The organism is Novosphingopyxis sp., assembly GCF_965218915.1.
In the GTDB taxonomy this organism is placed as follows: Bacteria; Pseudomonadota; Alphaproteobacteria; order Sphingomonadales; family Sphingomonadaceae; genus Novosphingopyxis.
This window is the reverse complement of sequence record NZ_OZ244708.1, coordinates 2,621,160-2,633,820: the sequence shown is the minus strand read 5'-3', so window position 1 is coordinate 2,633,820 and position 12,661 is coordinate 2,621,160. Positions and strand designations below refer to the sequence as shown.

Sequence of the window (12,661 nt, the reverse complement as noted above, 5' to 3'; positions counted from 1 at the left end):
CCGGATTGCAAGGTGAAGTTAGATGGCGTGGGATTATGGATTACCTCATGAAAGGAGAAGTTGTCTCTTTCCGAAGAGGGGTAAGTGAGTGTGCTTCCCTTGAGCTCTCTCTATATCAACGTTTCGATTCTGGAGAACCTATCGATTCTTCCTACGTTTCGATGATCGGTTACAAAGAACTGTTCGATGCTCTAGGTGCCGGCGATTTCGATACCGCGCGTGTTTTGTCCGCCCGGCTGGGCGGCCGCCCCGAGATCGAGAAGGAGTGCGACCATCCCTTCACGCTCGCGCTCGGCTATCTGCTCAAGAGCTTCGTCGATGACGACGGCGAGAACGTCAAACGCCACTGGATCGAGGAGTTCCGCCAGCAGCAGGGGCGTAATTGGGGCGGCTACACGCAAATGTTCGAGGCCATCCTGAACGACGATCCCGAACAGGCGCAGGCGGCCTTTCCGGACATCATCGCCGGCCACAAGCGCGAGAGCAAGGGGCAGGGCATGGACATGTTCACGGGATCGGTGGACCAGTTCCTCTCGGTCTGGGGCATCGGCCTCGCCAATCTGGCGCGTTCCTATGGCCTGCCGGTCGAGATCGACGATCCGCTGATCCCCGCCGATCTGCTGATCGACCTGCCCGCCACGCCTTTCTTTGGCGCGCCATCGCAAAGTTAACGCTGTCCTACACGCCCCTCCTCCGCTACAAGGACCCCCGCTCTTTCACACCGTCGATCCCCGCGCATCCACCGCTAGCGCAGCCGCCGTAACGGCTCGCTCAGCTTATCGCAGACATCGCCCGCCTCACCAGAATTCCCGCCCCCCGTGTACGCTTGACGTAACGCGGAACCGCTCTATATCCCTCGCATGATCGTCGGTTTTCGCGACAAGCGCACGCGGGCCTTTCATGGCGGCAAGCGGGTCGCGGCCTTTGCCGGTTTCGCGCGCGCCGCCGAACTGAGGCTCGACCAGCTCGACGCGGCGACCGGACTGCGCGATCTCCGGCGGCCGGGCCTCCGGTTGGAGGCGTTGCGCGGCGACCGCAAGGGCCAGTGGAGCATCCGCGTCAACGACCAGTGGCGGATATGCTTCGCCTGGCCCAAGGGCTCGCCCGGCCCCACGGAGGTCGAGATCGTGGATTATCATTAGGATGTCCGGCATGAGGATGATCGAGCACGAGGAGACGCTTATTATGGCACGCACCCCCATCCATCCCGGCGAGACGCTGCGCGAGGATCTGGAAGCGCTCGGCATGAGCGCGGCCGAGCTGGCGCGCCGGATGGACGTGCCGACCGGCCGGATCACCGAGATCATGAACGGCCGGCGCGCGATCACCGGCGACACCGCGTTGCGACTGGCGCATTTCTTCGGCACCAGCGCCGAGTTCTGGCTCAACCTCCAGAAGCTTTACGAGTTGCGCATCGCCGAGCGCAGCAAGGGCGCGGAAATCGCGCGCCTGCCGGTGCTGGGCCGCGAGCGGGGTGGGGAGGAAGGCGCCGCGCGGCTCGGCTTCGGCTAGCGCGTCCAGCGTTCGCAAACTGCTGTCCTACACGCCCCCGATCTGCTACAAGGCACGCCGCTCTTTCACACCGTCGATCACCCCGCGCCTGCTGCGGTCATTGTAACGGCGCGCCGTGCCGCCCGGCTCCGTGAGCGCCACCGTTACGGCTCGTGCCATCCGCTGCCGCAGCCGCCGTAACGGCTCGCTCAGCTTATCGCTGGCACGTCTCGCTTCACCGGAATTCCCGCCCCCCGTGTGTGCGCCCTCCGCGAACTTCCGGCTACTGCAGTTTTTCCCGCCCTGGACAGTGTGAAGCGTGTAGTGCGGTATCGGTTCAACGGCGTGGAAATGGGCTACACCGGCAACAACGGCACGCCCGCGTCGGCGGCGGTGGCGGGGATCACCAGCGAATATGCCGCCTCGATCGCGGACCGGCAGCGCGGCGAAGCTTTTATGTGCGTTTCAAATCGCAATGAATTGCCTTATCGCGGAGCAAAACGAACCAACGGAGACGTTATGCCGATAACCGAACAGGACGCGCAGACGGCCAGCCACAGCCCGGACCGGATGCGCGCCTTGCTGGATAGCCAGCGCAAGGCGTTTACCGCGGCGATGCCCGAGGACATGGCGGCTCGCGAGAACCGGCTCAACCGCGCGATCTTCCTGCTCACCGACCATGCCGAGGATTTTGCCCGGGCGGTGTCGGAGGATTTCGGCCATCGCAGCCGCGAGCAGACCCTGCTGACCGACATCGGCCCGTCGGTGACCGCGCTGAAGCATGCCAGAAAGCATTTCCGCCACTGGGCGCGCTCCGAAAAGCGCCGTCCGATGTTTCCGCTCGGCCTGCTCGGCGCGAAGGCGAGCGTCGACTTTGGCCCCAAGGGCGTGGTCGGCGTCGTCGCGCCGTGGAATTTCCCCGTCGGCATGGTGATGGTGCCGATGGCCGGTGTGCTCGCGGCGGGCAACCGCGCGCTGGTCAAGCCGTCCGAATTCACCCCCGCGACGAGCGCGCTCATGGCCGAACTGGTCGCGAGATATTTCCACGAGGAGGAGATGGCGGTGGTCACCGGCGGAGCGGAGGCGGGCAAGGCGTTCACCGCGCTGCCGTTCGACCATCTGATCTTTACCGGCGCGACCGAGGTGGGGCGCCATGTCATGCGCGCGGCGGCCGACAATCTGACGCCGGTTACGCTGGAACTGGGCGGCAAATCGCCGACCATCGTCGGCCGCTCGGCGGACATGCCGAAGGCCGCCGAGCGCATCGCGCTGGGCAAGATGATGAATGCCGGGCAGATCTGCCTGGCGCCCGATTATCTGATGGTCGCAAAGGAACAGGAACCGGCCATGATCGGCGCGCTGAAGGACAGCGTGTCGGTGCTTTATCCCACGCTGCTGGGCAATGACGATTACACATCGGTGGTGAACGCGCGCAACGCCGAGCGGCTGCGCGGCTATCTCGACGATGCGCGGGAGAAGGGCGCGGAACTGATCGAGGTCAATCCTGGCGGGGAGGATTTCGCGGGATCGAACGGCAACAAGCTGCCGCTCACCATATTGCGGGGCGTCACCGACGACATGGCGGTGATGAGGCACGAGATTTTCGGCCCGTTGCTGCCGGTCAGGACCTATGACTCGATCGACGAGGCGATCGATTATGTGAACGCGAACGACCGCCCGCTGGGCCTCTATTATTTCGGCCAAGATGCGCAGGAGGAGAAAACGGTGCTCACGCGTACGGTCTCCGGCGGGGTGACGGTCAACGATGTGCTCTTCCACAATGCGATGGAAGATCTGCCGTTCGGCGGCATCGGGCCGTCCGGCATGGGCCATTATCACGGAGTGGACGGGTTCAAGACCTTTAGCCACGCCCGCGCGGTATATCGCCAGCCGGGGCTCGACGTGGCCGGGCTCGGCGGGTTCAAGCCGCCTTATGGCAAGGCCACGGCCAAGGCGCTCAAGGCGATGCTGAAGAAATGAGGGGGCGACCGGGGCAGGGGCAAATTGTCGCCGCGAAGCATTGCTCCGGGGACGATCGCCCCTTAAAGCGCTTCATCTCGATGCCCGGGTCCCGTGATGGAATTGGTAGACGCGCTCGAGTCGAGATGTTTAGGATCATGGAGGAAACGAGACGAAGCGTCTCTGGAAGGGCAAGCGAGAACGGACTGCTTCGATGATCATTTTTGGCGATTTGGCCTAGATGCGTCAAACTATGTGTAAATCGAAGTTGGGCGCGGCTAAGAGCTTCATGGCACGTGCGCGGGCGTGGTGGAATTGGTAGACGCGCGGGATTCAAAATCCCGTTCCGCAAGGAGTGTGGGTTCGATTCCCACCGCCCGCACCAACTATGATAGCAGGGTCCGATAAGTTCACCGCAAGGGGGGCTTGAATGCGTCGGAGGCCCGGCAGCACCGGGCGCTCGAGGATGAGAGCGGGAAACCGAGAAGCTGTCGGCCGAAGTGATGCTCGACAACCCTCGCCTCTCCACGCTTCGCTCCGGATTCGTGTTCGACAGCCTGATCCGCGGGTGGCACGCGAGCTTACGGCGCTGATCGACCGGCGAGGAATGATTGCGTGTTGCAATCCTGCAGGCGAGTTGCAAGGACGGCCCGCGATCGGAGCCGGAAGGGCGGGCCGTCCCGCGGACCTCGGCGTTAGGAACATATATGCATTATCTCGTTACCGGAGCGGCCGGTTTTATCGGCCATCATCTCATCGAGCGCCTGGTTTCTCGCGGTGATACCGTAACGGGTATCGATAACGTCAATGACTATTATTCTACGCAGCTGAAGCGTGATCGCATTGCTCGCGTGCAAGAACGGGCGGGAAATGCCTTTACCTTTATCGAAGTCGATTTTGCGGATCACGCCGCTCTGGACGAAGCCCTGGCGCAGCATCGTTTCGACGGGATTGTTCATCTCGGCGCTCAGGCTGGCGTCCGCTACTCGATCGAACATCCGCGCGCCTATGTGCAGTCGAATCTGGTTGGCCATCTCAACCTGCTCGAACTTGCCCGGGAGCGGGAGGTGCCGATGACCTATGCCTCATCGTCTTCTGTCTATGGCGGTAACGCAACGCTACCCTTTCGCGTAGAGGACAGAGTCGATCATCCGCTTTCGCTCTACGCGGCGACCAAAAAGTCGGACGAGCTGATGAGTGAAACCTACGCCAATCTCTATCGCATCCCGCTGACCGGACTGCGGTTCTTCACCGTTTACGGGCCGTGGGGGCGCCCGGACATGGCGATGTGGATTTTCACAAAGGCAATTTTCGAAGGCAAGCCGATACCTGTTTTCAACAATGGCGATATGCGCAGAGATTTCACCTATATCGACGACATCATCACTGGGATCGTCGCCTGCGTGGACAATCCCCCGCCCGACGATGGCGAGCCCAAAGCCGGCGGTAGCCGAAATCCCCACCGGCTGTATAATATCGGCAATCATCGCTCGGAAGATTTGATGGGCATGATCGGATTGATCGAGCAGGCCTGCGGATTGGAAGCCATCAAAGAGATGCATCCGATGCAGCCTGGCGATGTCCAGGAAACCTATGCCGATATCGCTGCTATCCAGAACGACCTCGGCTTCGAGCCGAAAACGCGTATCGAACAGGGCGTGCCCCGCTTCGTGGCGTGGTACAAGGATTATCACGGTCTCTGAAAGCTCGGCCACCGTAACATTCGTTAAAGGATATTTATCTTGCAAATCGTCGTCGTCGGCCTCGGCTATGTGGGCCTTCCGCTTGCCGTCGCCCTTGCAAAGCATTTCGATACGGTGGGGCTCGATGTCGACGAGAAGCGGATTTCCGAGCTGGACACCGGCTATGATCGTACCGCAGAAATTGACGAGCCGAGATTAAAAGCGAGTTCGCTCACTTATTTGAGCGATTCGGCGGCTTGTCCCCCTGCCGATGTTTACATCATTACCGTGCCCACCCCGATCGATGCCGATCGAAAGCCTGACCTTGGCGCCGTCAAAAACGCTACACGCACCGTCGCGGGCATGATCGATAAACATCGCCATCCAATCATAGTTTATGAAAGCACAGTTTACCCCGGAGTTACCGAAGATATTTGCGGCCCCCTGATTGAGGAGGTGGCGGGTCTGTCAAGGGGAGAAGATTTCTTTCTGGGCTATTCTCCTGAGCGCATAAATCCGGGAGACCGAGAGCATACTGTCGAGCGCATCACGAAAGTGATTGCGGGCGAAAGCCCAGGCGTCACCGAAAAGCTGGCAGAGATGTACGGCAAGGTGACCTCGGGCGGGGTATTTCGCGCCAAATCGATCCGTGCCGCAGAGGCGGCCAAGGTTATCGAGAATGCTCAGCGCGACGTGAATATCGCATTCATGAATGAATTGGCGCAGATTTTCGCGCACATGGATATCTCGATCTGGGACGTGCTGGACGCAGCGAGAACCAAATGGAATTTCCTGCCGTTTCAGCCGGGCTTGGTAGGTGGTCACTGTATCGGTGTCGATCCATATTATCTCAGTTATCGAGCACAGGAACTTGGCTATGATCCCAATGTCATTCTCGCCGGTCGCGCACTGAACGACGGCATGGCAGGCTGGTTGGCCGGAGAAATCCATAAGGCTCGGAAAAGCACTGCCGGATCGATCCTCTTATTAGGCCTGACATTCAAGGAGAATGTACCCGATATTCGCAATTCGAAAGTGGTGGATTTGGTAAAAGCGCTCGAACACCTCGGTCACCACGTCACCGTGCACGATCCATTGGCCGATCCGAAAGAAACCCTTAAGGAGTACAGCATCAACCTTGAAAATGAGGCGCTTTCGGGCCGTTATGATTGTGTCATTGGCGCTGTCTCGCACGAGAGCTACCGCTCATTGTCTTCTGGCGATTTGGCGGATTTACTGTTGCCGGGGGGAAGCGTGGTCGATCTGAAACGGATTTGGAACGCCGAGAATCTCTTGTCCGAAAGGCTCGAATTTTGGTCACTTTAGCGAATGGTTTTTTGAAGTCATGGGGGGACGTCGAAAGCGTTGAAACCCAATGTTGAACGACCGATTTCGCGATTATCACAGCCGCCCGCCGACTCCGGTTGACGTCGTTGTCCTTGCGGAATAAGCCCCCCGCGGATGAACGGCCCGTCGGTTTGACCTGGTTGAAGAGCCTGGATGAGTTTTTCTGGCGCTAGCAGCGGGCACCGCTATTATGCACTCCGAACATCCGGAATGCTTGGAGCGCAATGTCGGCTGACAATAAGAACGGACATTACCGTTCGAGCGAGTAGAGGTTTCAGGATTGAGCATGGAACGAGTAGTCGATTACCCGAATATGGGAGCGCGCCGGCTTGAGCCCGTCGGGATGATAGATGATGTTGGGGACGAGACCAGCGAATCTCCGATCCTGGTTCAAATCACACAGACGCTTCGTCGTCATAAATGGGTGATCATAGCGACGGGTATAGCGGGTCTATTATGCGGCCTTGCCCTGACGCTTGTGACCCCGCCGACATATAGCGCCACGACCCGTTTGCAGATCAATCCGGAACCGACCGAAGTCATCAACGTCGGGGATGTGGAGAAGGCCCCTCAGCGCGATATCGCTTCCGATCAGACCGCGATTGGCCTGCTTCAATCGCGCTCTCTTGCAGAGCGTGTTGCACGCAGTCTAAATCTTGCCAATGATCCCGAGGTTGTAAATCAGGAGCTGGCGCGAAATACGCGGGCTCGTGCCGCTCAGGGCGTGGTACGAGGCGGCACGTCCGTGGAGCCGCTTCGCGAGAGTCGTCTGGTCGACGTTTCGTTCGCGTCCGGCAATCCGCAATTGGCTGCGCGTGTGGCGAATTCTCTGGCCGAAAACTTCATTCAGGCCAATTTGGATCGACGGTTCGAGCAGTCGGCATTCGTGCGCGATTATTTACAGGATCGTCTCAAAGCCATTCGAGATACGCTGGAGAATTCCGAGCGGGCGCTGGTCGACTTTGAACGAAATCAGGGAATTGTAACGATTCAAAGCGAGAGCGGCGGCAATCCCACGTCTCAAACGATCAACAATGCACAGCTGGCGAGCGTAGCCGCGGCGCTTGCGGAAGCCGAAAACAAACGCATCGCTACGGAGCAGCGCTATCGTCAGTTTTCACCCTTGGCTCAAAGCGGACAGACGGGAGACCGAGCGCTGCAAACCCAAATCAGCCAACTAAAGGCGGACCGGGCGCAAAAAGCGGAAGTCTTCAAGGACGATTATCCGGAGATTGTAGAGCTCGACCAGCAGATTGCCGTGCTTTCCAGCGAGGCTCGCCGCGGTAATCAAGGCAATGCGCAAACCTATGCCGCCGAATACCGAGCTGCTTTGGGTGAAGAAAAAGCGCTGCGCGAAAAACTTAACGAGCTTCGAACATCGGTCTTGAACGAACGTGCGGATAGCGGCCAGTTCACGATCCTTTCACGAGAAGTTGATACGAACCGAGCTCTCTATGATGCGCTGCTGCAACGCTACAAAGAAGTTGGCGTAGCCGGCGGTGTCGGCGAAAACGAGGTTGCGATCGTCGATCGTGCAACCGCACCGGGCAGCCCGGTATCCCCGATCCTTTCGCTTAATCTCGGCGTTGGTTTGGCGTTCGGCTTATTGGCGGGTTTGTTGGGAAGTTTCGCCTATGACATGCTTCGCGAGTTCGTTGTCGGCCCGGACGATGTGAAAAACCGTCTTGGCCTCAAGGCATTGGGTGTCATTCCTATAATCGCCGATGATACGACCCCAAGGCTGGAACTGGACGATCCGAAATCACCGGTGACCGAAGCCTATTTGGCGGTGGCAAACCTTTTGCAATTTTCATCCAATGAAGGAGTGCCGCCAGCTTTATTGCTAACCAGCACTCTTCCGGAGGAGGGAAAGTCCTCGTCGTCCTATGGTCTCGCTCGCAGCTTCGTCCGGATGGGAATGCGTGTTGTCCTGATGGATGCCGATCTCCGGCGACCAACATTTAAAAGCGGCCAGAACGAGCAGAAGGGCGTTACTCATCTGTTGACCGGACATGCTACGGTTGATGAGGTAATTGTAGAAGGCGCCAGCGGAGTTTCGTTAATCCCCGCTGGCGGTACGCCGCCGAACCCTTCGGAACTTTTTGCCGGAGGTAAGATACGTTCGGTACTGAGCGAACTGCGGCAGCGCTTCGATGTTATCATTATCGACGCTCCCCCCATTCTGGAATTTGTCGACGCTCCGGCATTGGCCGGCATTGCCGACGGCACCGTTGTCGTGATTGAATCTGGTAAGGTGCATGTTCCTCATGCAAGAAATTCGATCCGAAAGCTTAAGTCAGCGGGCGCGAATGTGGTCGGCGCGGTGATTACGAAATATAAACAGGGTACCGAAGGCTATGGTTACGGCTATTCCTATGACTACAAGTACGAACAATCGGATGCTGATGGTGCCATTGAAAACGAACGGCGAATTATAGTATGATTTTGAAAGGCGCTGATTGTGTAGAAAAACAATGAACCTGGTTTCTATCAGTAAACGTGCAATCTACTTCAAACGAGTAGTAATTATAATATTTGCACTTTTAGTGTCTGCGTTCATTGTCCGCAATGGCGGAGTCTTGTTAGCCAACTCGATGAATCTGCCAGTTGAGCGGATTTATTGGCCGGCTGACAGTGATCAGTTGTTAATTGGATCGCGACTTGCAACTCAGCAAATCGATTTCGTACAGCATTCGCGTCAAGACGTCATCGCTACCGCGCGGAAGATACGGCAAGCCGATCCATTGGACGAATGGCCATTCCTGCTAGCAGGACAGGTAAGTCGTAATCAGGGTCAGATCTTGAGCTCGGTCGCTCAGTTTGAAGAAGCCAAGCGTCGTAATCCGCGGTCCTTTCTAGCTCGAATTCAGTTGATTCAAAGCACTTTGCTTACACGCCAATTCGGCAAGTCCGTTGTCGAAATTGTCTCCGCAATGCTCTTGCGCCCTGGCCAAGAGCAACTGACCGACGTCCTGATGATCCTGGATGACGAACAGGCCGCTCGGGGAAGAATGATTGCCGAGGTGAAAAAAGTCAGATCGGTGGAAGCTCGCCTCTTGCGCGCTGCCAGTGGCAGAAAAGACAAAACCAGGCTCGTGCAAGACTTGGTTTTCTCTCCGACGGTGGGTCGTCAGCAGCGCTGGAATGTCATAGGCAATCTTGCCGGAAATGGGAATTACGAACTGGCGGAGAAAATCTGGCGGATCGATCGGCCGCGATCGCACGGGAAAAATCAAGTTTTCGATGGCGGATTTGATAATCTCGCCGGCCCTCGCCCGTTTGCGTGGAGGTTGCATCATAATAGCGATCTGACCGCCGATTTCATTCCGGAAAAAAATGGCAAGGGCAAAATGCTCGATATCGAATTTTTTGGTCATACCCCACAGGAGAGCGCGGACCAGGTCATCCTGCTCAAATCCGGTCGATATCGCTTCGCAGCTATCGGATACCCCGTGGATCCGCAAGAAGGTTACGGCACGCTCCGCTGGCAAATCTTTTGTGATAAGAATCATAAACCGGTTGCCACACTAGATTTCAATGCATCGGCAAACGATATCCAGCACAAAACCACATTATTTGATGTTCCAAGAGCTAACTGCGAGGCCCAACGTGTCGCGCTGCGCGTAATGCCGGGAGAAAAGCGAGAGGCCTTCCAATTTTCGTTTTCGCAAATCTCAATAGAAGCGAGCCGATGATTTCCTCTCTTAAGCGAATCCTGAATGGCGTATTGCTGCCGGTCTATCTCTCGATCTGCCTTCTCCTCGGTGGCGCTAGCACGGGCGGCATAATTGCCAACACCATATTGCAGCTACTGGCCGTAGCCATTCTTGCGTATCATTTTTGGGCGCCGTCTACGGAGACTGCAATACCCAAGACCAAAGTCATTCTCGGGCTTTACTGGCTCATTGCCCTATATGTCTGCTGGACTATCGTTCAAATGATCCCGTTGCCGCCCTCGATGTGGCATGCCCTGCCAGGCCGTGAGTTCATTGAACGTGGCGATGCCATGCTTGGCATGAGCGACGTATGGCGTCCGATTGCCATGCAGCCCGATCGCGCGATTATATCCGCCATGGCCATTCTGCCGCCGTTCGCGATGCTAGTATTGACATTGCGTGCTGACCGGAATGCGCGTGCCGCCGGACTATATGCGCTGATGGCAATCGCCATTCTGTCCTCGATCATCGGTTTGATACAGATTTCTCATGGAGCAGATAGCCCAGCCTATTTCTACGATATAACAAATCGAAATACTTCAGTAGGGTTCTTTTCCAATTCCAACCATTTAGGCATGCTATTTTTAATTGCGTTGGTATTCACATCCGATCTTCCTTTTCGAGACGTGCCCGATCGCTCCAAGCTTTTTTGGCTGGCGGTAAGAACCGGACTGATGCTATTCATGCTGGTAAATGTTCTTATAAATCGGTCGTTTGCAGCATATGTTCTTCTCATACCGGCGCTCGCTTTCTGGTTTGCGAGGACAAAACTTGCGAAAAGGTTCTTTGGTCAAACTAAGACGTTGATTGCCGGCCTTTTCATCATCCTCAGCTGTCTTTGCTTAGTAGGCTTTACCTGGGGCGCTCGCTTGCTGGATCATCTGACTCTCAATTCAACTAGTGTATCGGAGAGGCTCCGCTTTTTAGACAATACTGGAAAGCTGATCGCCGATACTATTCCCGTGGGCTCCGGTCTAGGAAGCTTCAGATGGCTCTATGCGGGTAACGAGAGCCTTGCCGCTGTCACGCGGACATATGTAAACCACGCACATAATGACTATGCTGAATTTCTGACCGAAGGCGGGTTTTTTGCGGTCATACTGTTCGGTGGGCTAATTGGGTGGCTAGGCTGGCGTCTTTGGTCGATGCTACGAGCTGAAGCTCGGTACCTTGGCTATTGTTACGCCGCGCCCATCGTTATCTTGTTGGTGGCTGGACATAGCCTCGTCGACTATCCTGTGCGCACGGCAGCAATCGCTGCCATCTGCGGTATGTGCTTGGGATTTTTAGCAAAACCGGATCTGATACGCCGTGCCGTCAGATGACGGGTCGATTGTCGAGAGCCGCTGACAATGATTTAAGATAGGCTACAATCACGCGCTGCTCCGAAAACTCCGCCACTATCTTTGCGCGGCCAGCTTGGCCCATCGAGCGCTTTTTCTCATCGGAAAGACGGATAAAGCGGCCCATAGCCTCAGTTAGCGATGCGCTATCTCGAGCCTTGCAGAGAAAGCCGTTGACGCCATCTTCCACGATTTCGCGACATCCGGGAACGTTGGTCGCGATCAAAGGCTTGCCCATCGCGGCTGCTTCCAGAAGCACCCGCGATGTTCCTTCTCGATAAGATGGCAACACGATACAATCCGCCTTTTCGATGGCTGGCCTGACATCGGAAACGGGGGGATTATAATCGATGATTGCGCTGGCAATCCACGCGTCGAGGTCCTGTCTGGAAATAGCGGTTCTGTTCTCGACGCCGACAAATCCCAACAGGCCGAAAGAGCACTGCGGATTTGTCTTTCGTACCATTTGGGCAGCCTCGACATATTCCCGGACACCTTTGTCTCCGAGTAACCGCGCAATCATCAGGAAACGGTTGCCTGAACCCCGCGGATTGTCGCTGGGTTTATATTTCTTCACATCGATTCCAGAGCCCGGTATCAATACAGCCTGATCGAACCGGACAAGCCGCCGGTCAAAGAAAATATCGCGGTCGCTTCTGTTCTGGAAAAAAACTGTATCCGCGCGGGCAAAGCCGATGCGATACATGGTGGTGGCGGTCGCTTGTAAAATACTTTTTCCGAGAAATGCCGTTCCGAGTCCGGACACGTTTAGCAAAGAGGGTATGCCGGCCAGGCGCGCGGCCAGTGCACCATAGATATTGGGCTTGATCGTCCAGCCAAGATAAGCGGCCGGTTTGAGCTTGCGCATAAGGTGCCAATAAGCCCGAATCGTGGCTAGATCCTTTAGCGGCGACAGGCCTTTCGGATCGATTGCAATATGATGGATAGTGCAACCGATGGACCGAAGCATGCATTCGCTCTCGGGATCGGGCGGCGCTGCGGTTGCAAGTGCAAAACCGTTTTCGATGAGCGCATTGAGTAGCCCAAGCCGGAAATTGACGAGGTTCCAGGCGGAGTTAGCCGAAACCAAAAGCAGCGGACGTTTCCCCATTTCGAATAAATT

General features: G+C 56.8%; 10 protein-coding genes and 1 tRNA gene. 10 read left to right on the top strand and 1 reads right to left on the bottom strand.

From position 1 onward, the window contains the following. Positions 1-161: 161 nt before the first annotated feature. From ACOQPC_RS12420 to ACOQPC_RS12375, 10 genes are all read left to right on the top strand, one after another. Positions 162-671 (top strand): hypothetical protein, encoded by a 510-nt coding sequence (locus ACOQPC_RS12420; protein ID WP_420606036.1) that lies wholly within the window; start codon positions 162-164, stop codon positions 669-671. A 189-nt stretch (positions 672-860) separates the two neighbouring features. Next, positions 861-1,142: a type II toxin-antitoxin system RelE/ParE family toxin gene (locus ACOQPC_RS12415; RefSeq protein ID WP_420606035.1), complete on the top strand. Its 282-nt coding sequence runs from the start codon at positions 861-863 to the stop codon at positions 1,140-1,142. A gap of 43 nt (positions 1,143-1,185) precedes the next feature. Continuing rightward, positions 1,186-1,512 carry a HigA family addiction module antitoxin gene (locus ACOQPC_RS12410; RefSeq protein ID WP_420606034.1) on the top strand — a complete coding sequence of 109 codons (327 nt, stop codon included), beginning with the start codon at positions 1,186-1,188 and terminating at the stop codon, positions 1,510-1,512. A gap of 549 nt (positions 1,513-2,061) precedes the next feature. After that, positions 2,062-3,471 (top strand): coniferyl aldehyde dehydrogenase, encoded by a 1,410-nt coding sequence (locus ACOQPC_RS12405; RefSeq protein ID WP_420608139.1) that lies wholly within the window; start codon positions 2,062-2,064, stop codon positions 3,469-3,471. Between the two features lie 279 nt (positions 3,472-3,750). Next, a tRNA-Leu gene (locus ACOQPC_RS12400) sits at positions 3,751-3,835 on the top strand. A 322-nt stretch (positions 3,836-4,157) separates the two neighbouring features. Then, complete coding sequence (locus ACOQPC_RS12395; protein ID WP_420606033.1) at positions 4,158-5,153, top strand: GDP-mannose 4,6-dehydratase; 996 nt, start codon at positions 4,158-4,160, stop codon at positions 5,151-5,153. Positions 5,154-5,192: 39 nt separating this feature from the next. Next, complete coding sequence (locus ACOQPC_RS12390) at positions 5,193-6,458, top strand: nucleotide sugar dehydrogenase (RefSeq protein ID WP_420606032.1); 1,266 nt, start codon at positions 5,193-5,195, stop codon at positions 6,456-6,458. Positions 6,459-6,765: 307 nt separating this feature from the next. Then, positions 6,766-8,922, top strand: coding sequence for a GumC family protein (locus ACOQPC_RS12385; protein ID WP_420606031.1), 2,157 nt, complete (start codon positions 6,766-6,768; stop codon positions 8,920-8,922). Between the two features lie 31 nt (positions 8,923-8,953). Then, complete coding sequence (locus tag ACOQPC_RS12380) at positions 8,954-10,174, top strand: hypothetical protein (RefSeq protein ID WP_420606030.1); 1,221 nt, start codon at positions 8,954-8,956, stop codon at positions 10,172-10,174. Further along, entirely contained in the window at positions 10,171-11,520 is a 1,350-nt protein-coding gene (locus ACOQPC_RS12375) for an O-antigen ligase family protein (RefSeq protein WP_420606029.1), read from the top strand. Before ACOQPC_RS12380 ends, ACOQPC_RS12375 begins: the two co-directional genes overlap by 4 nt. Here the strand turns inward: ACOQPC_RS12375 and ACOQPC_RS12370 are convergent. After that, a complete protein-coding gene (locus ACOQPC_RS12370; protein ID WP_420606028.1) occupies positions 11,513-12,649 on the bottom strand; it encodes a glycosyltransferase family 4 protein in 1,137 nt (378 codons plus the stop codon). The genes ACOQPC_RS12375 and ACOQPC_RS12370 overlap by 8 nt on opposite strands. Positions 12,650-12,661: the final 12 nt, after the last annotated feature.

Coding starts and splice junctions, on each gene's coding strand:
- ACOQPC_RS12375 (WP_420606029.1), top strand. CDS start 10,171: ATGATTTCCTCTCTTAAGCGAATCCTGAATGGCGTATTGCTGCCGGTC.
- ACOQPC_RS12420 (WP_420606036.1), top strand. CDS start 162: ATGATCGGTTACAAAGAACTGTTCGATGCTCTAGGTGCCGGCGATTTC.
- ACOQPC_RS12380 (WP_420606030.1), top strand. CDS start 8,954: ATGAACCTGGTTTCTATCAGTAAACGTGCAATCTACTTCAAACGAGTA.
- ACOQPC_RS12370 (WP_420606028.1), bottom strand. CDS start 12,649: ATGGGGAAACGTCCGCTGCTTTTGGTTTCGGCTAACTCCGCCTGGAAC.
- ACOQPC_RS12415 (WP_420606035.1), top strand. CDS start 861: ATGATCGTCGGTTTTCGCGACAAGCGCACGCGGGCCTTTCATGGCGGC.
- ACOQPC_RS12385 (WP_420606031.1), top strand. CDS start 6,766: ATGGAACGAGTAGTCGATTACCCGAATATGGGAGCGCGCCGGCTTGAG.
- ACOQPC_RS12410 (WP_420606034.1), top strand. CDS start 1,186: ATGGCACGCACCCCCATCCATCCCGGCGAGACGCTGCGCGAGGATCTG.
- ACOQPC_RS12405 (WP_420608139.1), top strand. CDS start 2,062: ATGCGCGCCTTGCTGGATAGCCAGCGCAAGGCGTTTACCGCGGCGATG.
- ACOQPC_RS12395 (WP_420606033.1), top strand. CDS start 4,158: ATGCATTATCTCGTTACCGGAGCGGCCGGTTTTATCGGCCATCATCTC.